At 73.7% G+C, this 24612-nt stretch carries 22 protein-coding genes; 4 read left to right on the top strand and 18 right to left on the bottom strand.

The window, feature by feature from the left end; all coding sequences use genetic code 11:
• Positions 1 to 6 precede the first annotated feature (6 nt).
• From cobT to ACZ4WV_RS29225, 15 genes are all read right to left on the bottom strand, one after another.
• Entirely contained in the window at positions 7 to 3810 is a 3804-nt protein-coding gene (gene cobT / locus ACZ4WV_RS29295) for a nicotinate-nucleotide--dimethylbenzimidazole phosphoribosyltransferase (protein ID WP_465751641.1), read from the bottom strand.
• Positions 3811 to 4300: 490 nt separating this feature from the next.
• The gene (cbiE, locus tag ACZ4WV_RS29290; RefSeq protein ID WP_465751640.1) at positions 4301 to 5557 is read right to left on the bottom strand and encodes a precorrin-6y C5,15-methyltransferase (decarboxylating) subunit CbiE; all 1257 of its coding nucleotides are present in this window, start codon (positions 5555 to 5557) and stop codon (positions 4301 to 4303) included.
• 171 nt (positions 5558 to 5728) lie between these two features.
• Positions 5729 to 6364: a GNAT family N-acetyltransferase gene (locus ACZ4WV_RS29285; protein WP_465751639.1), complete on the bottom strand. Its 636-nt coding sequence runs from the start codon at positions 6362 to 6364 to the stop codon at positions 5729 to 5731.
• 200 nt (positions 6365 to 6564) lie between these two features.
• Complete coding sequence (locus ACZ4WV_RS29280; protein ID WP_465751638.1) at positions 6565 to 7389, bottom strand: MetQ/NlpA family ABC transporter substrate-binding protein; 825 nt, start codon at positions 7387 to 7389, stop codon at positions 6565 to 6567.
• A gap of 64 nt (positions 7390 to 7453) precedes the next feature.
• Positions 7454 to 8182, bottom strand: a complete 729-nt coding sequence (locus tag ACZ4WV_RS29275) for a methionine ABC transporter permease (protein WP_465751637.1) — start codon at positions 8180 to 8182, stop codon at positions 7454 to 7456.
• Positions 8179 to 9204: a methionine ABC transporter ATP-binding protein gene (locus ACZ4WV_RS29270; RefSeq protein ID WP_465751636.1), complete on the bottom strand. Its 1026-nt coding sequence runs from the start codon at positions 9202 to 9204 to the stop codon at positions 8179 to 8181. The genes ACZ4WV_RS29275 and ACZ4WV_RS29270 overlap by 4 nt, the downstream gene beginning before the upstream one ends.
• A 546-nt stretch (positions 9205 to 9750) precedes the next feature.
• Positions 9751 to 10254: a GNAT family N-acetyltransferase gene (locus tag ACZ4WV_RS29265; RefSeq protein WP_465751635.1), complete on the bottom strand. Its 504-nt coding sequence runs from the start codon at positions 10252 to 10254 to the stop codon at positions 9751 to 9753.
• A gap of 203 nt (positions 10255 to 10457) precedes the next feature.
• Positions 10458 to 10715, bottom strand: coding sequence for a hypothetical protein (locus ACZ4WV_RS29260; RefSeq protein ID WP_465751634.1), 258 nt, complete (start codon positions 10713 to 10715; stop codon positions 10458 to 10460).
• 107 nt (positions 10716 to 10822) lie between these two features.
• Complete coding sequence (gene argH, locus ACZ4WV_RS29255; RefSeq protein WP_465751633.1) at positions 10823 to 12247, bottom strand: argininosuccinate lyase; 1425 nt, start codon at positions 12245 to 12247, stop codon at positions 10823 to 10825.
• A gap of 144 nt (positions 12248 to 12391) precedes the next feature.
• Positions 12392 to 12940: an arginine repressor gene (locus ACZ4WV_RS29250; protein ID WP_465751632.1), complete on the bottom strand. Its 549-nt coding sequence runs from the start codon at positions 12938 to 12940 to the stop codon at positions 12392 to 12394.
• A 23-nt stretch (positions 12941 to 12963) separates the two neighbouring features.
• The gene (locus tag ACZ4WV_RS29245; protein ID WP_465751631.1) at positions 12964 to 14169 is read right to left on the bottom strand and encodes an acetylornithine transaminase; all 1206 of its coding nucleotides are present in this window, start codon (positions 14167 to 14169) and stop codon (positions 12964 to 12966) included.
• Complete coding sequence (gene argB / locus ACZ4WV_RS29240) at positions 14166 to 15041, bottom strand: acetylglutamate kinase (RefSeq protein ID WP_465751654.1); 876 nt, start codon at positions 15039 to 15041, stop codon at positions 14166 to 14168. Before argB ends, ACZ4WV_RS29245 begins: the two co-directional genes overlap by 4 nt.
• Before the next feature lie 160 nt (positions 15042 to 15201).
• Entirely contained in the window at positions 15202 to 16371 is a 1170-nt protein-coding gene (gene argJ, locus ACZ4WV_RS29235; RefSeq protein ID WP_465751630.1) for a bifunctional glutamate N-acetyltransferase/amino-acid acetyltransferase ArgJ, read from the bottom strand.
• Positions 16368 to 17396: an N-acetyl-gamma-glutamyl-phosphate reductase gene (gene argC / locus ACZ4WV_RS29230; protein WP_465751629.1), complete on the bottom strand. Its 1029-nt coding sequence runs from the start codon at positions 17394 to 17396 to the stop codon at positions 16368 to 16370. Before argC ends, argJ begins: the two co-directional genes overlap by 4 nt.
• Before the next feature lie 186 nt (positions 17397 to 17582).
• Positions 17583 to 18818 carry a methyltransferase gene (locus tag ACZ4WV_RS29225; RefSeq protein WP_465751628.1) on the bottom strand — a complete coding sequence of 412 codons (1236 nt, stop codon included), beginning with the start codon at positions 18816 to 18818 and terminating at the stop codon, positions 17583 to 17585.
• 97 nt (positions 18819 to 18915) lie between these two features.
• Here ACZ4WV_RS29225 and ACZ4WV_RS29220 point away from each other — a divergent pair, with 97 nt between their 5' ends.
• Together ACZ4WV_RS29220 and ACZ4WV_RS29215 are read left to right on the top strand one after the other, a co-directional pair.
• On the top strand, positions 18916 to 19320 hold the full coding sequence (locus ACZ4WV_RS29220) for a VOC family protein (protein WP_465751627.1): 405 nt from the start codon (positions 18916 to 18918) through the stop codon (positions 19318 to 19320).
• A 21-nt stretch (positions 19321 to 19341) separates the two neighbouring features.
• Positions 19342 to 19716: an RNA-binding S4 domain-containing protein gene (locus ACZ4WV_RS29215; RefSeq protein ID WP_465751626.1), complete on the top strand. Its 375-nt coding sequence runs from the start codon at positions 19342 to 19344 to the stop codon at positions 19714 to 19716.
• A gap of 5 nt (positions 19717 to 19721) precedes the next feature.
• Here the strand turns inward: ACZ4WV_RS29215 and ACZ4WV_RS29210 are convergent, their stop codons facing one another.
• Entirely contained in the window at positions 19722 to 20231 is a 510-nt protein-coding gene (locus ACZ4WV_RS29210; RefSeq protein WP_465751625.1) for an FBP domain-containing protein, read from the bottom strand.
• A gap of 174 nt (positions 20232 to 20405) precedes the next feature.
• Positions 20406 to 21299: an SAM-dependent methyltransferase gene (locus ACZ4WV_RS29205; protein WP_465751624.1), complete on the bottom strand. Its 894-nt coding sequence runs from the start codon at positions 21297 to 21299 to the stop codon at positions 20406 to 20408.
• Between the two features lie 208 nt (positions 21300 to 21507).
• Here ACZ4WV_RS29205 and ACZ4WV_RS29200 point away from each other — a divergent pair, with 208 nt between their 5' ends.
• Positions 21508 to 22416: a polysaccharide deacetylase family protein gene (locus ACZ4WV_RS29200; protein ID WP_465751623.1), complete on the top strand. Its 909-nt coding sequence runs from the start codon at positions 21508 to 21510 to the stop codon at positions 22414 to 22416.
• Positions 22417 to 22484: 68 nt separating this feature from the next.
• Here the strand turns inward: ACZ4WV_RS29200 and ACZ4WV_RS29195 are convergent, their stop codons facing one another.
• Complete coding sequence (locus ACZ4WV_RS29195) at positions 22485 to 23303, bottom strand: SDR family NAD(P)-dependent oxidoreductase (protein WP_465751622.1); 819 nt, start codon at positions 23301 to 23303, stop codon at positions 22485 to 22487.
• A 335-nt stretch (positions 23304 to 23638) separates the two neighbouring features.
• On the opposite strand from ACZ4WV_RS29195, the gene ACZ4WV_RS29190 reads away from it, so the two are divergent.
• Positions 23639 to 24508, top strand: a complete 870-nt coding sequence (locus ACZ4WV_RS29190; RefSeq protein WP_465751621.1) for a 3-hydroxybutyryl-CoA dehydrogenase — start codon at positions 23639 to 23641, stop codon at positions 24506 to 24508.
• The last annotated feature ends 104 nt before the right edge of the window (positions 24509 to 24612 follow it).

Raw genomic sequence — 24612 nt, 5'->3', positions numbered from 1 at the left:
GCCGGGTCAGGCCTTCTCGGTGACCCCGGCGGAGTCGAAGGTGGCTACATCGTGCATCGCGCGGGCCGCACTCTGCACCAGCGGCAGCGCCAGCAGGGCACCGGTGCCCTCGCCGAGCCGCAGGTCGAGGTCGATCAGCGGACGCAGGCCCAGCTTCGCCAGCGCGGCCTGGTGGCCGGGCTCGGCGGAGCGGTGGCCGGCGATGCAGGCGGCCAGCACCTCAGGGGCGATCGCCTTGGCGGCCAGCGCGGCGGAACCGGCGATGACGCCGTCCAGCACCACCGGGGTGCGCAGCGAGGCGGCGCCCAGCAGGAAGCCCGCGATGGCCGCGTGCTCCAGGCCGCCGACGGCGGCGAGGACGCCGATCGGGTCGCTCGGGTCGGGCTGGTGCAGGGCCAGCGCGGCGCGGATGACATCGATCTTGCGGGAGTGGGTCTCGTCGTCGATGCCGGTGCCGCGGCCGGTGACCTCGGCCGGGTCGAGGCCGGTGAACACCGAGATCAGGGCGGCCGAGGCGGTGGTGTTGGCGATGCCCATGTCGCCGGTGACCAGCGCCCGGTTGCCCGCCGCGACCAGGTCACGGGCGGTCTCGATGCCGACCTCGATCGCCTTCAGGACCTCCTCGCGGGTCATCGCCGGACCCTGGGTCATGTCGCCGGTGCCGGGCCGGACCTTGCGCGGCAGCAGACCGGTGGCACGGCCCTGCTGGACGGCGTCCGGCAGCTCGGCAGCCACGCCGACGTCCACCACGCAGACCTCGGTGCCGATCTGCTTGGCGAAGGAGTTGATCACCGCTCCCCCGGCCAGGAAGTTTCCGACCATCTGGGCCGTCACCTCCTGCGGCCACGGGCTGACGCCCTGGGCGTGCACGCCGTGGTCGCCCGCGAAGATCGCCACGCAGGCGGGCTCCGGGATCGGCGGCGGGCACTTGCGGGACAGGCCGCACAGCTGGGCGGAGATGATCTCCAGCATGCCGAGCGAGCCGGCCGGCTTGGTCATCCGCTTCTGCCGGTCCCAGGCCTCGCCGAGCGCCTTGGCGTCCAGCGGGCGGATGCCGCGCAGGGTCTCGGCCAGCAGGCTCTGCGGCTCCTCGCCGGGCAGCGCGCGGTTGCCGTACTGCTCCTCGTGGACCACCCAGGACAGCGGGCGCTTCTTGGCCCAGCCCTGCTGCTCCAGCTCCGGCTCACCCGGGAAGGAGTCGACGAAACCGATGCACAGGTAGGCGACGACGTCCAGGTGCTCGGGCAGGCCGAGCTCGCGGACCAGTTCCTCGTCGTCGAAGAAGCTCACCCAGCCGACGCCCAGGCCCTCGGCGCGGGCGGCCAGCCAGAGGTTCTCGACGGCCAGGGCCGCCGAGTACGGGGCCATCTGCGGCTGGGTGTGCCGCCCCAGGGTGTGGCGGCCGCCGCGGGTGCGGTCGGCGGTGACCACGATGTTCACCGGGGTGTCGAGGATGGCCTCGATCTTGATCTCGCGGAACTGCTTGGCGCGGCCCTTGGGCAGCGAGTCCGCGTACGCCTCGCGCTGGCGCTCGGCCAGGGCGTGCATCCGCCTGCGGGTCTTGGCCGAGCGGATCACCACGAAGTCCCAGGGCTGCGAGTAGCCGACGCTGGGCGCGGTGTGGGCGGCCTCCAGGACGCGGATCAGCACCTCGTGCGGGATCGGGTCCGGGCGGAAGCCGTTGCGGATGTCGCGGCGCTCGCGGATCACCTGGTGGACGGCCTCGCGGCCGGCCTCGTCGTAACCGGCGGCGGCGGGGCCGCGCGGCTCGGCGGGCTCGGCGGCCTCGACGGCCTCCGCGTCCTCGGCGGGCTGCTCGGGCTGGGGCTCCTCGGCGGGCTGGGCCTCGGTGGGTTCGACGGCCTGTGCCTCGGCCGACTGCTCGGCGGCGGGCTGGTCCGCGACGGGTACGGCGACGGGTGCGGCGACCGGCTCGGCGACCGTGGCGCCCTCCCCGGCGGCCTCGGACGCGGGAGCGGCGGGCTGCTCGGCCTGCGGCTCCTCGACGGCCGGGGCGCCGGCGACCGGGGCCTCGACGGCCGTAGCCTCCGCGGGCTGCTCGGCGGCGACCTGGTCGGCGGCCTGCTGCGGGGCCTCGGGAGCGACGGCCTCGGCGGCCTCGGCGGGCTGCTCGACGGCCTGCTGGGTGACGGGCTCAACCGCAGCCTCGACGGCCTGCTCTGCCACGACGGCGGCGGACTCGGCCGGGGCCTCGGCGGGCTGCTCGACCGGGGCGGACACCGGCTGCGGCTGCTCCCCCTCGGCGGCGGCCTGCTCGGCGGCCTGCTCAGCATGCGGCTCCGCGGACTGCTCGACGGCCTGGCCGGAGGGCATCTCACCCGTCCCGGCCGCGGTCTCGGCGACGGGCTCGGCCACCGGCTCGGCGACGGCCTGCGGCGCGGCCTCGGCGGGCTGCTCGGCCGCCTGGGCGTCCTGGACCACCTCGACGGCCTGCGGCGCGTCGGCGGCCGCTATGGGAGCGGGCAGCTCCTGGACCGCCTCCTCCGCCACCGGGGCCTGCTGGACGGCCTCGACCCTGGGCAGGCCGTGCGGGGTCGGCGCGGCGAGGAAGGCGGAGATCCGGCGCGGCTGGCCGCCGGCCGGGGCAGCGGCCTCGGACTGCTCGACGGCCGCGACGGCCTCGGCGGCCCCCTCGGCCAGGGCGGTCTCGCCGGCACCACCCGCGGCGGCGACCGCCTCGACGGCGACGTTCTGCGCGCCGCCCTGCTCGGCAGCGGTCCCGACCGCCACCGCCACCGCTTCGGCCACGGGCTGGGCGACGCCCTCCGCCGGGACCGGCTCGGGCCCGACGGCCTGAGCCTGCGCGGCCTCGGGGTTCACCGCCAGCTGGGCGGCCTCGGCCGTCGGCGCGGCGGGTGCGGCCGGTGCAGCCGGTGCGACCTGGGCGGCCTCCGGCGTCTCGACCACCTCGACCACCTCGATCGCCCCGACCGTCTCGACGGTCATCAGGCCCTCGACCGGCTGCCCGGCCAGCGGCACCTGCTGGTAGCCCTGGACCTGCGGCGCCTGCTGAACCTCCTGCGCGGCCTGCGGCACGGCGCCCGGGAAGGGCCCGGCGGCCTCGCCCATCGGCGGCCGGCCGACGACCGGGATGCCGTGCGCGGGCGTGCCGCCCTGCGAGGGGCCGCGGTCGGCCAGCGAACGGACCGGCACCTGGCCGGTCATCAGCGACGGGTCCGGGATCGGCGGTCCGGCGTGCAGCGGGCGTCGCGGGGCCTGAGCCTGGGTCATCGGCTGCTGGGCGTGCGCCTGCGCCGGAACGCCGTGGACCGGCACCTGCCGGCCGTGCTCGGCGCCGAGCACCGGCGGGTCCACCGGCGGCCAGGACGGCTCGACCGGGGTGCCGTCCGGCTGCGGCGCCGGCGGCAGCTGCTCGGCCGGGACGGGGACCACGGGCTCGCCCCAGGAGCCCTGCGGGCCGGGCATCAGCAGCACGTCGTCCTCGTCGTCCAGCCCGTCCGGCTGGTCGACGAAGTGGAAGGCCGGGCGCGCGGCGCCCTGGTCGACGGCCCAGCCCTCGCCCGGGACGGCCTGGGCGGGCATGCCGGGGACGGTGTAGTTCGGCTGGCCCTGCTGCGGGATGACGCCCGCGCCGAGGGGCACCGCACCCGGAGGCACCGCGCCCGGCACGCCGAGCGGCGCCGCCGGGCCGGGGATCATCCCGCCGTCCGTCGCGACGCCCTGCAGGGGTGCAACGCCCGCGACGCCCTCCGGTCCACCGAGCGGGTCGGGCCCGGCGTGCAGGTGCTCCGGCAGTCCCTCGCCGGGGACGTGGCCGCCATCGGTCATTGTCAAAGCTCCTTCCAGGCCGCTGCCGCGCCCCTTGGCGACGCGATCACCGACCGCAGCGCCCATCCGCACGGGCCGGGCCTGCACCGACCCGCCCCTCAACCACACACGGCCGCCGCGCCGAGGCGCTGCGGCCGAAGTCCTTCGTCCTTCCGGCGCGCTGCGGCACCCCGGCCCGGTCACCGCCCGGGAGGACGGCGCACCATCTGAAACAACGACAACCCGGAGCAACCGGTATGACCGCACCGGACCCTACGGCATTCTCCAGGTCCGGCACGCGGCCCGTCGAATTGCCCACACTCCGAGCGGAAACGGGTTGCACCACGTCAAAAAGGTGACAAACCGACCGAATCGGGTGGGTCGCCGACGGCCGAAGCCGCCTGGGACGCCACACTACCGGCCCGGCGCGGCGACCTCTCGAATCAGTGTCCGGATGCGACCTGGATCACCGCCGGGCCCGCACGGCGAGCCCCGCACGCACCCGAGGCCTTCACACGATCTGCTCACCCCAGAGCAGCAGTGCGCCGCCCGCGTCCGGGCCGAGTTCGAGGCCGCCGCCCTCCCCCGCGGGCCGCAGCGGAGTGGACTGCAGCAGCGCGCCGTCCGCCCGGTAGCCGGCCTCGGCGATGGCCCGGCGGACCTCCTCCGCCTCGGCGAAGGTGCGGGGCAGCGCGACGAAGCGCTCGGGCTTGCGGGCCAGCACCGCGCGCACCACCTCGGGCCCGCCCGACTCCACCACCGCGGCGTCCGGCTCCGGCAGCCCGCCCAGCACCTCGGGGCCGTGCCCGTGCACGATCTCCACCTCGACGCCGTACCGGCGGGCGTTGACGGCGAGTCGGGCGCAGGCCGAACGGGAGGCCTCGACCGCGACGACGGCGGCGCCGAACCGGGCCGCCTCCACCGCGAGGGCGCCGTTGCCGGCGCCGACCGACCAGACCAGGTCCCCGGGACGTGCACCCAGACGGGCCAGCACCAGCGCGCGGACGTGCGCGGGGAGCGCCTCCGATGCGCCCGCTCCGTCCTCCGTGCGCCCGGCGCCCGCGTAGGCGTCGGCGGGGAGCGCCCAGCCGCGGTCCGCGCCGGGGTAGCCGACCGGGCGCCCGGCGAGCCAGCCGGCCGCCTCGTCCACCGCCGCGGCCTGGGCGGTGCCGCCGATCACCAGCACCACGTTGGGATCACGCCAGACGTGGTCGGCGATCCGGTCGGAGGTCAGGACGGTGACGTTCTCCTCCGGGGTGCCGAGGGCCTCGCAGACCACGAAGGTCCGGTGCACCCCGCGCAGCATCAGGGCGAGCTCGCCCGGGCCGGCGCCCGGGGCGGTGAGCACCGCGACCTTGGGATGGGCCCGGCAGATGTTGGCCGCCCGGCGCAGCCGGCCGCCGTGGGCGCTGACCACCTGGGCGTCCTCCCAGGGCATGCCGGCCCGGGCGAAGGCGGCGGCGACGGAGGAGACGGCGGGCAGCACCTCGAGTTCCAGGCCGTACTCGGGGCGACGCAGGGTGCGCACCACGCCGAAGAAGCCCGGATCGCCCTCGGCGACCACCACGGCGGCGCCGCGGTGTTCGGCGATCCTCCTGGCGGCCTGCTGGATGTTGCCGAGGGTGATCCGCTCGGCGGCGTCCGGTACGGGGAGGGCGCCCAGCTGGTAGGGGGCGCCGGCCACCAGGGTCGCTGCGGCGAGGGCCGCACCGGCGGCCTCGGTCAGCGGCGTTCCGTCCCACCCGATGACCGTGATCCGGTCAGCCATCTGCGGCCGTTCTCCCTCGACTCGATGCCCGGCTCGTCGCGCCGGCTGTGCGGCGCCGGTGCAGAGGCTACCGGGTGTGGTCCCCCGCAGTCCGACATCTCGTACACATGTCCGTGCCGATCGGGTGGCCGGGCGGTTTCACCGGGGCGCAGGGCCGTGGGCAGCGGTGGATCAGTCGCGCAGCACGTAGCGGTGGTCGCCGTGCCAGCCGTCCCGGTGCGGATCGGGCGAGTCCAGGTCCTCGGGGAGCAGGCTCCACAGGATGAGGTCACTGCGGCTCTCCACGGCGACCTCGCCGGACTCGCCGCGCACTATCCAGGCGCTGCGCAGCACGCCCTCGCTGATGGCGCCGATCCGCTGGGCGACCTGCTGGGCGGCGGTGTTCCCGGCGGCGGTGCGCATCTCCAGGCGCAGGAAGCCGCGGTCCTCGAACAGCCACTGGGCGACGCCGAGGACGGCCTCCGGGGCGTAGCCCTCGCCGCGCGCCCAGGCTGCGGTGACGTAGGAGATCTCGGTGCTGCGCAGCCGCCAGTCGGTGTTGCGCAGCTCGACGAGACCGACCAGGCGGTGGGTGAGGTGTTCGGTGACGGCCAGCACGATGCCGCGCCCGGCGGCCCGGTGGGCGGGGGCCAGGGTGCGGGCGAGCTCGGCCGCGTACGCCTCGGTGAAGGGGTGGGGGAGGTCCGTCCAGGCCAGCACGAGGTCGTCGGCCATCATGGTGGCCAGGCCGGGGGCGTCATCCTCCGCAAGGGGACGCAGCAGCAGCCGATCGGTGCTGATGGCGGTCTCGGGGAAGCTCGCTGCCATGCCGTCTCTCCTCGCCGGGTCGTGAACACAACACCGTACGCCTCCGGCGCACTCCGGGTACCACGAGGTGCGCCGCGCGCACGACGGTACGTCAGAACTCCGTCGCCCCGGGGCCGTCCCTGGGGCATACTGCCCGACCGGGCCCCCGCCGAGCTGCGGCGGGGGCCCGGTCGGGCGTCGGGGCGTAGCGGTGCGACGGCTCAGAAGGCCGGGACAACCGAGCCCTGGAAGGTGTCGTCGATGTACTTCTTGACCTCGTCGGAGTGCAGCAGCTCGGCGAGCTTCTTCACCCGCGGGTCGTTCTCCTTGCCCTTTTTCACGGCGAGGATGTTGGCGTACGGGTTGCCCTCGGCCTTCTCCAGCACCAGCGCGTCGGTGGCCGGCTTCAGGCCGGAGTCGAGCGCGTAGTTGCCGTTGATGACGGCGGCGTCGAGGTCGGAGACGGAGCGGGGCAGCTGGGCGGCCTCCAGCTCCTTCCACTTGAGGTTCTTCGGGTTGCCGGTGACGTCGGCCGGAGTCGCGGTGGTCCCGGCGCCGTCCTTGAGGGTGATGAGCTTGTTGTCGGCGAGCAGCTTGAGCGCGCGGCCCTCGTTGGTGGCGTCGTTGGGCAGGCCGATGGTGGCGCCCGCCGGCAGGTCGGTGATCGCCTTGACCTTCTTGGAGTAGAGGCCGAGCGGCTCCAGGTGCACGGTCTCGACCGAGACGATGTCGGTGCCGTGCTTCTTGTTGAAGTCCTCCAGGTACGGGACGTGCTGGAAGTAGTTGGCGTCGGCCGAACCGTCCTGCACCGCCGTGTTGGGGGTCACGTAGTCGGTGACCTCCTTGATGTCGAGCTTGAGGCCGGCCTTGTCCGCGAGGTTGTCCTTGACGTACTTGAGGATCTGTCCGTGCGGGGTGGGGCTGGCGACGACCTTGAGCGGCGCGTTCGGGTCCGAGGAGGAGGACCCGGAGCTGCCGCAGGCGGCCAGCGAGAGGGCGAGGCCGGCGGTGGCGAGGACACTGGTGAACTTCAGGGCGTTGCGCACGAAAAGTGCCTTTCTGCGTGGTGCGTGGTGCGGGGAGCCGCGTCCGGGGTCGGACGGGGGAGGTCTAGGAGGCGACGAGGTCCTGGTCGGGATCCGTCGGGGCGCGGCCGAGCAGCCGGGTCCGGCCGCCGGCGCGGCCGCGGTGGGAGAGGCGCTGGACGGCGAAGTCGCCGATCAGCTGGACGGCGGTGACGATGATCACCAGTTCGGCCACGATGACCCACATGAAGGCCGTCTCGAAGCGCTGGTAGCCGTAGTTGACGGCGAGGGTGCCGAGTCCGCCGCCGCCGACGGTACCGGCCATCGCGGAGTAGCCGATCAGGGCGATGACCGTGGTGGTGGTCGAGGCCACGATGCCGGGCAGCGCCTCGGGCAGCAGGGTCTTGCGGACGATCGTCCAGGTGCTGCCGCCCATTGACTGGACGGCCTCGACCAGGCCGCGGTCGACCTCGCGCACGGAGGTCTCGACCAGGCGGGCGAAGAACGGGACGGCGCCGATGGTGAGCGGTACGGTCGCGGCCTGCCAGCCGATCGAGGTGCCGACCAGCCAGCGGGTGAAGGAGATCAGCGCGATCATCAGGATGATGAACGGCACCGAACGGGCGATGTTCACCACGAAGCCGATGGCCTTGTTGACGGCCCGGTTGGCGAGCAGTCCGTCCTTGTCGGTGAGCACCAGCAGCACGCCGAGCGGCAGGCCGAGCAGGACGGTGACGACCGCGGCCACCCCGACCATCTGGAAGGTCTCCTGGGTGGCGGGCCACATCAGTTCCTGCATCTGGTCCCAGGTCATGCCACCGCTCCGTTCGCCGCACCGATCACGTCCACCTGCAGGCCCTGCTCGCGCAGGTAGCCGATCGGCACCACGTTGTCCTGGTGGCCGCCGGACAGTTCGACCCGCATCCGGCCGACCATCCGGCCGGCGATGGTCTCGACGGCGGCGCCGAGGATGTTGATGTCGATCTGGTAGGTGCGGGCGAGCTGGGAGACGAACGGCTGGGCCGAGGTGTCGCCCTGGAAGGTGATCTCCAGCACCGTGGACCCGGGCCGACCGGTGCCGAACTCGCTGAGCGGGAACAGCTCGCGGGCCAGCTCCGAGCCGGGCTCGGCCAGCAGGTCGGCGAGTTCGCCGGACTCGACCACCCGGCCGCCGCGCATCAGGGCGGCGGAGTCGCAGACGGACTTGATGACGTCCATCTCGTGGGTGATCAGCAGTACGGTCAGGCCCAGCTGCCGGTTGAGGTCGCGCAGCAGCTTGAGGATCGAGCGGGTGGTCTCCGGGTCGAGGGCCGAGGTGGCCTCGTCGGAGAGCAGCACCTTCGGGTCGCCGGCCAGGGCGCGGGCGATGCCGACGCGCTGCTTCTGGCCGCCGGAGAGCTGGTCGGGGTAGCTGCGCGCCTTGTCGCCGAGGCCGACGAGCTCCAGCAGTTCGGCGGCCCTGCGGCGGCGCTGGGTGCGGTCCAGACCGATGATCTCCAGCGGGAGTTCGACGTTCTGCTGCACCGTTCGCGAGGACAGCAGGTTGAAGTGCTGGAAGACCATGCCGATCCGGCGGCGCGCCTCGCGCAGCTCCCGGCCGGCCCGGTTCTCGCCGCCGGACAGCGCGGTGAGCTCGACCCCGTCCACGGTGACGGTGCCGGAGGTCGGGCGCTCCAGCATGTTCACGCAGCGGATGAGGGTGGACTTGCCGGCACCGCTGGTGCCGACGACTCCGTAGACCTCGCCCGGGCGGACGTGCAGGTCGACGCCGGCGAGGGCGGTCACCTCGCGGCCTCGGGAGCGGTAGACCTTCGTGAGGTCCGTGGTGGTGATCACAGCTGCTTCCGTGGGTCGGGGGCGGGCGGCGGTGTCGACCGTCCGACCGGGTTGCGGTCGGCGGTGTCCACGACGCCTCACCAGGGGGATCCGGAGCTGCCACCCCTTGATCGTGGCCGTCGGACGGCCGGGCCGCGCGACGGCGTGGCCCTTACGAGTCGTCGGCGTCCGCGGGTGGCCGGGCACGCCGGAGGGAGGGGTTCCGGGAGGATGGGCGCACTCGCACGACGGGAGCGGCGCCGGGGTCTCGCTTCGGGGCGCGAGGAGGAGGCACCCTCAGCGGGGTGCCGGGGGCGGTGGCCCTCAGCAGTGACACATTCGACGGCACATGGCACGCTCACCTGCCGGCAGCGTGCCGGTGGGGGTCCAGTTCGTCGTCGCAGTCATGTGAGCCAGTAAAACAGATCAGCCGAACAGCGCCCAATTATTCTTCGCCGCCGTCCGCATTGCGGACAGGTGCGGCCGTGACCAGGGCGAATTCGACTCGGTGCCGCCCGTCATCCTGTCCGGATGGTGGCGGCACCGAGGAGGCCGGACGGACGGGGCTCAGGCGGTCGCGGCGAGCAGGGCGGCGACCGGCTTCTCGAAGTGCACGAAGCTCAGCCGGCTGCTGACCTGCTCGACGCCGGTCTGCCGGTAGCCCTGGCGGGTGTAGAGGCGCAGGTTGCCGAGGCTGCGGTGGCCGGTGGACAGGCGGTAGGCCGTCACCGGGCGGCCGCCCTCGGCCAGGCTGCGCTCCAGGGCGCCCAGCAGCCGTCCGCCCAGGCCGTGCCGCTGCATCCGGGGGTGGACCACCAGACGCCCTATCCGGCCGATGCCCTCGGCGTCGACGTGGCCGCGGACGGTGCCGACCACCTCGTCGCCCAGCCGGGCGACCAGGACGTGCTGCTCGGCCAGCTCGGCGCGCAGCTGCTCCAGGGTCTGGGTCAGGGGCTCGATCGCCCAGTCGCCGTACAGCTCCGCCTCGGGCTGGTAACCCAGGTACTGGAGCTTGAGGATCTGCTCGGCGTCGTCGGCCGCCGCGGCCGAGATGATCACGCTCATGCCCATGTGGAGGGGCCTCCCCAGTCGTCGTGCCCGGCGCGCAGAGGGTGACGCGCTCACGCTCAGTATCCGAGCGATCGCGTCCCCGTCAAGAGTTGACGTTCGCCAGCGCTCTACCCGGTTGTCAGCTCCGCTCAATCTTCGGAGGCGTCGACAGTGGCGAGGGTCACGCCCGGACGGGACGGGGCACGGCGGGTCGTGGTGGCCGCTCAGAGGTACCGCTCCGCGTGCAGCAGCAGCCGCAGGCAGGCCAGGCAGCGGGAGCGGGTGGGGCCGATGGAGCCGCGCGGCATGTCGAGGCGCTCGGAGAGTTCGCGGTAGGTCGGCGGCGGATCCTCGGCGAGGGCGGCGACCAGTTGCGGGCAGCGGCCGGGCAGGGCGGCGACGGTCTCGCGGACCACGCGGCGGCGGCGTTCGGCGAGGTAGACGTCCTCGGCGGAGGGGGCGGGCGGAAGGGTGGTGCACACACCGTGGATGACGGGCCCGGGCGGGCCCGGTTACGCCCGGGCCGGGGCGCGCACGCGGGAGGGGCGCGCCGGTCGGACCGCCGCGCCCCTCCCCCGCCTCCTCGGGATCAGCCCTGGAGCCACTCCTGCTGCCGCGCCAGGTCCGCCTTCACCTCGGCGAGCTGGACCGCGACGGCGGAAGGCGCGGTGCCGCCCCGCCCGCTGCGGGCGGCGATGGCTCCGTGCACGCTGAGCACCGAGCGGACCTCGGGGGTCAGGTGCTCGGAGATCGAGGCGAACTGCTCGTCCGTCAGTTCGGACAGCTCGATGCCCCGGGCCTCGCAGACCTTGACGCAGGCGCCGGCCACCTCGTGCGCGACCCGGAACGGGACGCCCTGCTTGACCAGCCACTCGGCGATGTCGGTGGCGAGCGAGAAGCCGGCCGGGGCCAGCTCCTCCAGCCGCTCCCGGTGCACGGTGAGGGTGGCCATCATCCCGGTGAACGCGGGCAGCAGCACCTCCAGGGTGTCGCAGGAGTCGAAGACCGGCTCCTTGTCCTCCTGAAGGTCCCGGTTGTAGGCGAGCGGCAGCGCCTTGAGGGTGGCCAGCAGGCCGGTCAGGTTGCCGATCAGCCGGCCGGACTTGCCGCGGGCCAGCTCGGCGATGTCCGGGTTCTTCTTCTGCGGCATGATCGAGGAGCCGGTGGAGAAGGCGTCGTGCAGCGTGATGAAGCCGAACTCCTTGGTGTTCCAGATGATCACCTCCTCCGCGATCCGGGAGAGGTTCACGCCGATCATCGCGGTCACGAAGGCGAACTCGGCGACGAAGTCGCGCGAGGCGGTGCCGTCGATGGAGTTGCCGACCGAGCCGCCCTCGAAGCCGAGATCGGCGGCGACGGCCTGCGGGTCGAGGCCGAGCGAGGAGCCGGCCAGCGCGCCGGAGCCGTACGGCGAGACGGCGGTGCGGGCGTCCCACTGGCGCAGCCGCTCGGCGTCCCGGCCGAGGGCCTGCACGTGCGCGAGGACGTGGTGGGCGAAGAGCACGGGCTGGGCGTGCTGCAGGTGGGTGCGGCCCGGCATGGCGGTGTCCGGGTGGGCCTCGGCCAGGCCGACCAGCGCGTGCTGGAGGTCGAGCAGCAGGCCGCCGATGGTCTTCGCGTGGTCCCGCAGGTACATCCGGAATAGGGTGGCGATCTGGTCGTTGCGCGAGCGCCCGGCCCGCAGCTTGCCGCCCAGCTCGGCGCCGAGGCGCTCCAGCAGGCCGCGCTCCAGGGCGGTGTGGACGTCCTCGTCGGCGACGGTGCCGGTGAAGGTGCCCGCCTCGACGTCGGCGAGCAGCCGGTCGAGTCCGGCCAGCATCGCGGCGAGCTCCTCGTCGGAGAGCAGCCCGGCCTTGTGCAGCACCCGGGCGTGGGCCTTGGAGCCGGCGATGTCGTACGGGGCGAGGCGCCAGTCGAAGTGGACCGAGGCGGAGAGCCGGGCCAGCGCCTCGGACGGGCCGTCGGCGAAGCGCGCGCCCCAGAGGCGGACGTCGGAGGACTGCTGGGCGGTCATCGCGGTGGCTCCTTACGCGGGTCGCACGGATGCGGTGGCGGCACACATGTGCAGCGAGTGGCATAAGTATGCACGACGACGTATGAAACACAAAACCCCGGCCGGAGCTGGTCCGACGGCCGGGGTTTCGGGGGCGGGGCGGCGCTACTGGGCCTTCGCCTGGGCGAGTTGCATGAGGTGGTCGGCGAGCGCCTGACCACCGCCGGGATCGCGGCTGATCAGCAGCACGGTGTCGTCGCCGGCGATGGTGCCGATGATCTCGAACACCTCCGCCTGGTCGATCGCCGAGGCCAGGAACTGCGCGGCCCCGGGCGGGGTGCGCAGCACGACCAGGTTCCCGGAGGCCGTCGCGGAGACCATCAGCTCGCCGGCCAGCCGGGCCATCCGGCCCTCGCTGGCCGACTCCCCCATCGGCGCGCGCGGCGTGCGGTCGCCGCCCTCGGCCGGGACGGCGTAGATGAGCGCGCCGTCCCGGTTGCGGATCTTGACCGCGCCCAGCTCGTCCAGGTCCCGGGAGAGGGTGGCCTGGGTGACCACGAGTCCGTCGTCGGCGAGCAGCTTGGCGAGCTGGCTCTGCGAACGCACGGGCTGGCGGGTGAGCAGGTCCACGATCCGCCGGTGGCGCGCGGTGCGGGTCTGCGGGACCTGCGGCGTCGGGCCGGCGGCGGAGGGGCCGGAACGGGAATCGGTCATGTGATTATTCTCCCGGACGATGGTCAACTCGCATCGGCCGGGGCGCCCTCGCGCACCGTCCGGAGGATGCCCGGCAGCGCGGCCAGGAACGCGTCCGCCTGCTGCTCGGTCAGCACCAGCGGCGGCACCAGCCGTACCGCGTCCGGAACGGCCGCGTTCACCAGGAAGCCCGCCTCCTGCGCCACGGCCTGGACCAGGGCCGAGACCGGCCGGGTGAGCACGATGCCGAGCAGCAGGCCGGCCCCGCGCACGTGCGAGACCAGCGGGTCCCCGATCGCCTCGATGCCCTGCCGCAGCCGCTCACCGGTCTTGCGGACGTGCTCCAGCAGACCCTGGGACTCGATGGTGTCCAGCACCGCGAGCCCGGCCGCGGCAGCCACCGGATTCCCGCCGAAGGTGGTGCCGTGCTGGCCCGGGGTGAGCAGCTCGGCCGCCCGGCCGAAGGCCAGCACCGCGCCCATCGGCAGGCCGCCGCCGAGCGCCTTCGCCAGGGTGACCACGTCCGGCTCGACGCCCTCGAAAGCCTGGTGGGCGTACCAGTGGCCGGTGCGGCCGATGCCGGTCTGGATCTCGTCCAGGACCAGCAGGGTGCCGGTCGCCCGGGTGATCTCGCGGGCCGCCGGGAGGTAGCCGTCGGGCAGCGGGACGGCGCCGCTCTCGCCCTGGATCGGCTCCAGGAAGACGGCGGCGGTCTCGGTGGTGACGGCCGCGCGCAGCGCCTCGATGTCACCGAACGGGACGTGGGTGACGTCGCCGGGCAGCGGGCGGAACGGGTCCTGCTTGGCGGGTTGGCCGGTGAGCGCGAGGGCGCCCATCGTCCGGCCGTGGAAGCCGCCCTCGAGGGCGACCAGGTGGGTGCGGCCGGTGCGCCGGCTGATCTTGAAGGCGGCCTCGTTGGCCTCGGCGCCGGAGTTGCAGAAGAACACCCGGCCGCCCTCGCGGCCGTCCAGCCGCAGCAGCCGCTCGGCCAGGGCGATGGTCGGCTCGGCCATGAAGAGGTTGGAGACGTGGCCCAGGGTGGCGATCTGCCGGCTGACCGCCTCGACGACGGCCGGGTGGGCGGTGCCGAGGGCGTTGACCGCGATGCCACCGACCAGGTCGGTGTACTCCTTGCCGTCCGCGTCCCAGAACGTGGCTCCCGCACCGCGCGCCAGCGGGAGGCGGGGAGTGCCGTAGTTGGCGGTGAAGGCGTGCTGCCACCGGTCGGTGAGCTGCTCGTTGTGCGTCATGCCAGTCCCCCGGTCACGGTCGGTTCGTCGTCCGGCACGACCATCGTGCCGATTCCCTCGTCGGTGAAGATCTCCAGCAGCAGGCTGTGCTGCACCCGGCCGTCCAGCACGCGGGCGGTGCCCACGCCGGAGCGGACGGCGCGCAGGCAGCCCTCCATCTTGGGGAGCATGCCGCTGGCGAGGCCCGGCAGCAGCTCCTCCAGTTCGCTCGCGGTGAGCTGGCTGATCACGTCGTCGGAGTTCGGCCAGTCCTTGTAGAGGCCCTCGACGTCGGTGAGCACCACCAGCATCTCGGCGCCGAGCGCGACGGCGAGGGCGGAGGCGGCGGTGTCGGCGTTGATGTTGTAGACGTGGCCGTCGGCACCGCGGGCGATCGAGGAGATGACCGGGATCCGGCCGTCGGCGATCAGCGCCTTCACCGCGCCGGCCTCGATGTTGACGATGTCGCCGACCAGGCCGATGTCGACCTGCTCGCCGTCCACCACCGCGTACCGCTTGACCGCGGTCATGGTGTGCGCGTCCTCGCCGGTCATGCCGACGGCGAACGGGCCGTGCCCGTTGAGCAGGCCGACCAGCTCGCGCTGGACCTGACCGGCCAGCACCATCCGCACCACGTCCATGGTCTCCGGGGTGGTGACGCGCAGGCCGTTGGTGAAGTTGGACTCCAGCCCCAGCTTGTCGAGTTGGGCGCTGATCTGCGGGCCGCCGCCGTGCACCACGACGGGGTGCAGTCCGGCGTAGCGGAGGAAGACGACGTCCTGGGCGAAGGCCGCCTTGAGGCTGTCGTCCACCATGGCGTTGCCGCCGAACTTGATCACGACGGTCTTGCCGTGGAAGCGCTCCAGCCACGGCAGCGCCTCGATCAGGGTCATGGCCTTGGGCAACGCCGTGTTGTTGCGGGCCTGTTCGCCCTTGGGTGCGATCTGCACGGTAGCGGTGTCCTTCGGAGGATCAGGTGCGCGGACCAGGTGCGCGGCTCGGGCGGCGCGGCTCAGGCGGCACGGCCAGGTGGCGCGGCTCAGGCGGCGCGGCTCAGGTGGAGTAGGCGCTGTTCTCGTGGACGTAGTCGGCGGTGAGGTCGTTGGTCCACAGCGAGGCGCTCGCCGTACCGGCGTTGAGGTCCGCCGTGATGACGACCTCGCGGCCCGCCATGTCCACCAGGTCACGGTCCTCGCCCACCCCGCCGTCCTTGCACACCCAGACGCCGTTGATCGCCACGTCCAGCCGGTTCGGGTCGAAGGCGGCGTCGGTGGTGCCGATCGCGGCCAGCACCCGGCCCCAGTTGGGGTCCTCCCCGTGGATCGCGCACTTGAGCAGGTTGTTGCGGCCGATCGTGCGGGCGACCTCGACGGCCTCGTCCTCGGTGGCGGCGCCGGTGACGTCGATCCGGATGTCCTTGCCGGCGCCCTCGGCGTCGCCGATCAGCTGACGGGCCAGGTCGGCGCTGACCGCGCGGACGGCCTCGGCGAACTCGGCCTCGTCCGGGGTGATGCCGGTGGCGCCGGAGGCGAGCAGCAGCACGGTGTCGTTGGTCGACATGCAGCCGTCGGAGTCGATCCGGTCGAAGGTGGTGCGGGTGGCGGCGCGCAGCGCGGTGTCCAGGGCGGCGCTGTCGAGGTCGGCGTCGGTGGTGAGGACGACCAGCATGGTGGCCAGGCTGGGGGCGAGCATGCCCGCGCCCTTGGCCATGCCGCCGACCGTCCAGCCGGCCGGGCTGGTGAACTCGGCGGTCTTGTGCACGGTGTCGGTGGTCTTGATGGCGATCGCGGCGGCCTCGCCGCCGGTCCCGCTGAGCTCGCGGGCGGCCAGGGTGACGCCCGGCAGCAGGACGTCCATCGGCAGGCGGACGCCGATCAGGCCGGTGGAGGCGACGGCGACCTCGCCGGCGTTGAGGCCCAGCTCCGTGGCGGCCCGCTCCGCGGTGGCGTGGGTGTCCTGGAAGCCGAGCGGGCCGGTACAGGCGTTGGCGCCACCGGAGTTGAGGACGACGGCGGAGACCTGGCCGCCCTTGAGCACCTGCTCGGACCAGAGCACCGGCGCGGCCTTGACCCGGTTGCGGGTGAAGACACCGGCCGCGGCGAGCGAGGGGCCGTCGTTGACCACCAGGGCGAGGTCGGGAGCGCCGGAGGCCTTGAGGCCGGCGGTCACGCCGGCGGCGCGGAAGCCCTTGGCGGCGGTGACGCCGGTGTTCGGGGTGGTCACGGTGCGACTCCGTTCACGGGAAGGCCCAGGTCCTCGGGCAGGCCGAGGGCGATGTTCATGCTCTGCACCGCGCCGCCGGCGGTGCCCTTGACCAGGTTGTCGATCGCGCTGATCGCGATGATCCGCCCGGCGGCCGGGTCCAGGGCCACCTGGATCAGGGCGGTGTTGGCGCCGTAGACGCTGCTGGTCTGCGGCCACTGCCCCTCGGGCAGCAGGTGGACGAAGGCCTCGTCCGCGAACGCCTCGGCGTAGGCGGCGCGCAGGCTCTCGGCGTTCACGCCCGGCTTGGCCTTGGCGGAGCAGGTCGCGAGGATCCCGCGCGGCATCGGGACGAGGGTGGGGGTGAAGGAGACGGTGACCGGCTCGCCGGCGAGCGGGGTGAGGTTCTGCACCATCTCCGGGGTGTGCCGGTGCACGCCGCCGACGCCGTACGGGCTGACGCTGCCCATAACCTCGCTGCCCAGCAGGTGGGGCTTGGCGGCCTTGCCGGCACCGGAGGTGCCGGAGGCGGCGACCACCACGGCCTCCGGCTCGGCGAGTCCGGCCGCGTACGCCGGGAAGAGCGCGAGGGAGACGGCCGTCGGGTAGCAGCCGGGCACGGCGATCCGGTTGCTGCCCTTCAACGCGGCGCGGTGACCGGGGAGCTCGGGCAGACCGTAGGGCCAGGTGCCGGCGTGGGCGGAGCCGTAGAACTGCTCCCAGTCGGCGGCGGCCTTGAGCCGGAAGTCGGCGCCGCAGTCGACCACCAGGACGTTCTGCCCGAGCGCGTCGGCGACGGCGGCGGACTGCCCGTGGGGCAGCGCCAGGAACACCACGTCGTGGTCGGCCAGCACCTCGGGGGTGGTGGGTTCGAGGACGCGGTCGGCCAGCGGGATCAGGTGCGGCTGCAGTGCGCCCAGCCGGGTGCCCGCGTTCGAGCCGCCGGTCAGCGCCCCGATCTCCACCTCCGGGTGGCCGAGTAGCAGGCGCAGCACCTCGCCGCCCGCGTACCCGCTCGCGCCGGCGACGGCGACTCGCAATGCCATGGCGTTCCTCCTTGGTCGTGGCATGAATATACGCGCGACGGAAAATCCATGCAAGACCCGCCCGGGCGGGCGGGCCCCGGGGGCGAGGGGCGACGGGCCGGGGGCCGGAGGCTGGGGCTCGGAGGTCGGAGGTCGGGGGCTTGGAGGTCAGGGCTTGGAGGTTCGGAGCGGACGATCGCCGCCCGGTCAGCGCTTGACCGCCCGCAGCACCACGAACTTGGGGTTCCCCGCGACGACTTGGCAGTTGCCGAACAGCTTGCGCAGCTTGACGTGGTAACCGAGGTGGCGGTTGCCGACCACCCAGAGTTCGCCGCCGGGCCTGAGCGCCCGCCGGGCGCCGGTGAACATCCGCCAGGCGGTGGCGTCGGTGGTGGCCTGGTGGGAGTGGAACGGCGGGTTGTTGAGCACCAGGTCCACCGACGCCGGGGCGAACAGGTCCGGAGCGAGCGCGTCCGCGGTGAGGAACTCCGCCGGGGCGTCCGGGCCCAGGTTGGTGCGGAAGGTCTCCTCGGCCGAGGCGACCGCCTGGTGCGACTCGTCCACGAACACCAGCTCCGCGCCCGGCCCGGCCAGTGCGGCGGCCGTCCCGACCACGCCGTTGCCGCAGCCGAGGTCGACGACGCGGGCGCCGGGAGCGGGGGTCGGCAGGTGGGACAGGAAGAAGCGGGTGCCGATGTCGAGCCGCTCCGCGCAGAAGGTGCCGGCGTGGTTGACCACCGTACGGCCGGAGACCGGGCCGATGTCCGGCGGCAGCGCGTAGCGGTGCGGCCACGGGTTGGGGCCGGGGTCGAGCGCCGGATCGGGGGTGCAGAAGATCAGCCGGGCTTTGCGGACCGCGAGCGATGTGCGGGTCGGGCCGAGGATCCTCTCGAACAGCTGCAGGGTGGAGGTGTGGATCTCGGTGACCATACCGGTGCCGACCACGACCGTGCCGGAGTGGATCGCCGGGACGAGCCGGTGCAGTTGGTCCTCCAGCAGCGCCAGGCTCTTGGGGACGCGCACCAGCAGGACGTCGATCCGCTCCGGCGGGGTGTCCCGGGTGGTGAGCAGCCGGGACTCGTCCACGGCGGCGCCGGCCCGGGCGAGGTTCTCCCGGGTGGCCTGGCGGCCGAGGTGGGAGTCGGTGATCTGGACCGGTCCGTCCGGCGCCGGGGCGGTGGACGGGGCCGTCGAGACGGCCGTCGAAAGCGCCGTGGTCAGCGCGCCCCAGCGGTCTCCCAGGACGACGACCCGGCGGCCGGCCAGCTCGGTCGCGGCGCCGGCGGCGCTGTCCGTCTCACCGGCGAGGTGGCGCAGCAGGTACTCGTCGGCGGCGTCCCAGGCCCGCAGCCGCTCGCGCGGGGCCGCCGGGAAGCGGGTGAGGTCGAAGGTGCCCCACGGGGTGGTGAACGGGGTCGCGGCGGGCGTGGTCTGCGGATTCATCGTGTTCTCAGGCTATCCGACGCCCCGACGGGGAACGGTTTCGTACGAATCCGACCGGACGGATACTGGAAGAGCCCGACCGAGAGGGGTGAGGGCGATGGACTGGAAGCTCGAAGTCGTGGTCCTCCCGGTGGCGGACGTGGACCGGGCCAAGCTGTTCTACGAGGAGCAGGCCGGCTTCACGGTCGACCACGACACCCGGTTGAGGGACGGGATCCGGGTGGTCCAGTTGACTCCCCCGGGCTCGTCCTGCTCCATCGTGGTGGGCACCGGGGTGATCGACTCGGCCCCCGGATCGGTCAAGGGGCTCCAGCTGGTGGTTCGGGACATCGAGAAGGCCCACGCGGAACTCGCGGCGCGCGGCGTCGCGGTCAGCCCCGTCCAGCACTTCGTGGCGGGTGCCCGGGTGGACGGGCACGGCGAGGCGTGGAACAACTTCGTCTTCTTCAACGACCCGGACGGCAACGGCTGGGCCGTTCAGGAGGCACCGTCCCTCGCCTAGCGGCTTGGGTAGGCTCCGGGAATGGCTGAACACGAGGGAAGCGTGCGGGTGGACGCCTGGATCTGGTCGGTCCGGCTGGCCAAGACCCGGGCGCTGGCGGCCGCCGCCTGCAAGGCGGGGCACGTCCGGGTGAACGGCGAACGGGCCAAGCCGGCGCAGTCGCTCAAGCCCGGGGACGAGGTGCGGGTCCGTGAGGAGGGCTACGAGCGGGTCGTGGTGGTGCGGCAGTTGATCCGCAAGCGGGTGGGCGCCGCGGCCGCGGCGGAGTGCCTGATCGACAACAGCCCGCCGCGGCCGCCGCGCGAGTTCGTCGCCCCGGCCTTCGAACGCGACCGGGGCGCCGGGCGCCCGACCAAGCGGGAGCGCCGCGAGCTGGACAACCTGCGCGGACGGTAGCCGCGCTACGCGGCGGCCGTGTCGGTGAGCACCCGGGCCAGGAAGGCCTCGACGTTGAGCACCGTACTCGCGATCTGGTCCTCCAGCGGCACCGACTCGTTGGGCCGGGTGATCAGGGTGGACTGCTTCAGCCCCCGCACGTAGAGCGAGCAGGCCAGGTCGGCGCAGATGTACGTGCCGACGGTGTTGCCCTCCCGGCCGGCCACCCCGGCCCGGCGGGCGGCCAGCAGCGCGACGCCCGACCCCGCGTGCGCGGTGACGCACAGCGAGCACACGTTGGTCTTGGTGAGGCTGCGCCGGATCACCGGCGCCCGCAGCGTCACCCCGACCACCTCGCCGCGGTACGGCGCCACCAGGTACGCCCGGTCGGGCGCGCCCGGATCTCGCCAGCCGAGGAAGTCCAGGTTCTCCCAGGGCAGTTCGGCCAGGCCCCGGGGCAGGTTGAGCCGACGGGCCTCGCCCTTGGAGCAGTTGACGAAGGACGCGCGGATCTCGGAGTCGCTCAGGGGTTCCATGCCGCGGAAGCTAACACCGCTCGAGCGGCCGTGTCGCGTCATTTTCTCCCGGTACGCACCGATGCGCCGCCCTGCGGCGAGGGGCTGCCAGTGCCCCGCCGCACGCTTCGACGGCCCGTCCCGGCGCAGGAGGCACGGGGAGGGAGGAGCCGGGGCCGGGCCGTCGTGCGGTGGTCAGGGTTTGATGGCGACGCCCGCGTAGGCGGAGACGTCCTGCCAGCCCTCGGGGAGGTCGGCGGTGCGGACGTGGCCGGGGGTGGGGCGCCAGAGCGGGAGTTGGACGAGGCCGGGGCCGACGAAGTCGAAGTCGCCGAAGAAGGGTTCGACGCCGGCGCGCGGGCGCAGGACGAGCGGGGCACTGGCGCTCTTGTAGATCCGGGTGCCCTCGGCGGCGCTCTCGCGGGAGGCGAAGTCGGGGCTGCCGTGGGACAGGATCAGCGCGCTGCCCGGCGCGAGCGCGTCGCGCAGGGTGCGCACGATCCGCTGCGCGCCGTCCTCGTCCCGGATGAAGTGCAGGACGGCGACCAGCATCAGCGCGACCGGCTGGGCGAGGTCGACGGCGGTGGCCAGTGCGGGGTGGCCGAGGATGGACTGCGGATCGCGCAGGTCGGCCTCGATGACGGAGGTGTGCCCGGCCGGGCGGCCGGCCAGCAGGGCCCGGGCGTGGGTGGCGACGATCGGGTCGTTGTCCACGTACACCACCCGGGCGTCCGGGGCGACGCGCCGGGCGACCTCGCTGGTGGAGCCGACGGCCGGGATGCCGGTGCCGATGTCGATGAACTGGCGGATCCCCCGGCCCGCCGCGAACTCGACGGCCCGGCCGAGGAACTGCCGGTTGGTGCGGGCCAGCAGCGGCAGCGCCGGGTAGGCGGCTATCGCGGCCTGGGCGGCCTTGCGGTCCGCCTCGAAGTTGTCCTTGCCGCCCAGGTAGTAGTCGTACATCCGTGCGGTGTGCGGTACGCCGGTGTCCAGTTCGCTCGGCGGCTGCCAGTCCTCGGCTCTGGCCCATTGCCAGTCGGCGCCGGTGCTGGTGCCGTGGCCGACGGCCGCGGTGTCCTCGTGCGTCATCTTCCGCCCCCAGTGCGCAATGCCGGAATGCGCTACCGCTCCGTAACAAAGCGGTGCGCCGCGATCGTATCCAAGGACACGCCGTGGAAACAGGCAGAGTTCAGGTTTGTGCAACGCCCGTAGATCGGAGTGTGTGCACGTCAAAACGCGTGCGGACACGCCGGTTCCGGATCGCCCGGCGGGGCCGCGCTCTCTATGCTGGCTGCCGATGACTGCCGACCGCCGCACCGTACTGCGCACCGCCGCCCAGCTGGCCGCCCTGACCGCCGCCGGCGGACTCGTCACCGGCTGCGCCACCGGTACGCCCCGCCGGGCCGACACCGGGACGCTCGCCGCGCACCCCGGGGCCGTCGACCCGCAGCACACTACCGACCCGGCCTGGACCGGCGGCGAGGGCCCGGAGTCGCCCGCCCCGACCACCCCGGCCGGGCCGCAGCCGGGCGGCGGGCCGACCGCCGCCGCGACCCAGAGCTCCGCCCCGCCGACCCCGCCGGCGCTGACGCCGCTCGCGGCCGGCACGCCGTTCGAGGTGGTGTACGGGCCGCGCACCGGCAAGAACGTGGCGCTCACCGTCCACGGCAGCGGCGACCCGAAGCTCGCCACCGCGCTGCTGGAGGCCGCCGAGCAGCGCGGCGCCAAGCTGACCGTGATGGCGGTCGGCAGTTGGCTGGACCAGCAGCCGCAGATGGCCCGGCGGATCCTGGACGGCGGCCACGAGCTGGGCAACCACACCCAGAACCACCTGAACATCTCCGCGATGACGCCGGATCAGGCCCGCGCCGAGATCGCCCAGTGCGCCGACCGGCTGCAGAAGCTGACCGGCTCGATCGGCCGCTGGTTCCGCCCCTCCGCCGCCCAGTACGCCACCCCGATGGTGCGCGAGCAGGCCAAGGCCGTCGGCTACGAGCACGTGCTGTCCTTCGACGTCGACCCGCGCGACTACAACGACCCGAGCGCCGCCGAACTGCAGCGCCGGGTGCTGAACGGGGTGCGCGGCGGCTCGGTGGTGGCCCTGCACATGGGCCACCAGTGCACCGTCGACGCGCTGCCGGCGATCCTGGACGGCCTGGCCAAGGCGGGGCTCAAGCCGGTCACCGCCAGCCAGCTCTGCGCGTAGCGGGACGGCCGGCCGGCCCGGCGGGGTCAGGCCAGCGGGATCAGGCCAGCGGGATCAGGCCATCGGGGTCAGGCCATCGGGTCGTCGTCCTTGTACGGGCGCAGCCGCAGCGTACGGGCGTCCGCCCGCCGGATCTCCTCGGCCCGCTCGACCAGTTCCGTCAGGTCGTCCCGCTCGGCGTGGATGAAGCGCCCGTGCAGGTCGTCGAAGCGGCCGCGGGCGACGTCCACGGTGACCGCGACCATGTACGGGATCGAGGCCCAGGTCTGGTTGTCCCGGAACATCGGCATCCCGGCGGTCATGTCGGTGGCCACCGCGCCGGGGCTGACGTCCAGGACCACGACGCCGTGCCGGGCCAGCGAGTCCGCCATGTTGTCGGAGAGCTGGAGCAGCGCGCCCTTGGAGGTGGCGTACGCGGTGTAGTGGCCGTCGGGGCGCACCGCGAAGCCGGAGTTGAGGTTGAGCACCCGGCCGCGCCGGCGGGCCACCATGCCGGGCAGGACGCAGCGCAACAGGTTGTAGGGGCCGCGCAGGTTGGTCTCGACCACCTGCCACCACTGGCCGGGGTCGGTCTCCCAGACCGGCACCTCGGCGCGGTCGACCTGGCCGGCGTTGTTGACCAGCAGGTCGACCGGGCCGAGGTCGCGCTCGATCAGGCGGACGGCCTCGCGCACCGAACCGGGGCGGCAGACGTCGGCGGCGACCGCCACGCCGCGCGAGCCGCGCTTGACGCACTCCTTGAGGGTGTCGGTCAGCGTGCCGTGGGTGCGGCCGACGAGTCCGACGGCCATGCCCTCGGCGGCCAGGCCGATGGCGATCTCCCGGCCGATCCCGCGGCCGGCCCCGGTGATCAGGGCGACCCGCCCCGTGAGCGATCCAGTCGACACCGCGTGCTCCTTCCCGGCCCCGTCCACCGTCCGCCGTCCCCGTCCGCCGTTCCCGGCGGTCCGCCGGAGCCGCGGCCTGCTGTCGCGGCATTCTGTCGGCCGCCGGGTGGCACCGGCAGCCGGGCACACGCGCGGGCGCCGCGTCCTCACTCGTTCGGAGGAGCCGTGAACGCGGCACTGCGCCGGGGAGGGGGTGACCTACCGGCCGGTACGGAGTAGTAACGTCGTCGGGGCGGTGACCGGTGCACCCATTCCGGTCCACCGGCCCGTTGACCAGCAGCTCGCTGGGCCACCAGTTCGCTGGGCGACCCCCAGCACCACCGAAGGGCAACTGAGTGAGTGACATCGCGCGCGTCGGAGTAGTCGGCTGCGGCCTGATGGGATCGGGCATCGCGGAGGTCTTCGCCCGGGCGGGGCTGGACGTCCTGGTGTCGGAGGCGAGCGGTGAGGCCCTGGAGCTCGGCCGCACCCGGCTGACCAACTCCCTGGAGACGGCGGTCAAGCGCGGCAAGCTGAGCCCCGAGCAGCGGGACGAGGCGCTGGCGCGGCTGTCCTTCACCGTGGAGCTGTCCGACTTCGCCGACCGCGACCTGGTGGTCGAGGCCGTCGCCGAGCGCGAGGACATCAAGGTCAGGATCTTCGAGACCCTCGACCGGGTGATCGAGCGGCGCGACGCGATCCTGGCCTCCAACACCTCCTCGATCCCGATCGTGAAGCTGGCCGCCGCCACCTCCCGCCCGGAGCAGGTGATCGGCCTGCACTTCTTCAACCCGGCGCCGGTGCAGAAGCTGGTCGAGGTCATCCCGACGCTGACCACCTCGGCGACCACCACCGAGCGGGTCGAGGCCTTCGCCACCCAGGTGCTCGGCAAGGAGCCGATCCGGGCCCGCGACCGGGCCGGCTTCGTGGTCAACGCGCTGCTGGTGCCGTACCTGCTCTCCGCGGTGCGGATGTTCGAGTCGGGCGTCGCGACCGCCTCCGACATCGACAAGGGCATGGAGGCGGGCTGCGCCCACCCGATGGGCCCGCTGCGGCTGTGCGACCTGATCGGCCTGGACACCATCGTCTCGATCGCCGAGTCGATGTACGACGAGTACAAGGAGCCGCTGTACGCCGCTCCGCCGCTGCTGTCCCGGATGGTCGACGCGGGCCTGCTGGGCCGCAAGTCCGGTCGCGGCTTCTACGACTACACCGCGAGCGCCTGAGCCCCGACGCGCAAGGGGCGGGGGGGGGGGGGGGGGGGGGGGGGGGGGGGGGGGGGGGGGGGGGGGGGGGGGGGGGGGGGGGGGGGGGGGGGGGGGGGGGGGGG

Source organism: Kitasatospora sp. NPDC029312 (assembly GCF_055569215.1).
This window is presented reverse-complemented; position numbering and strand designations above follow the sequence as displayed.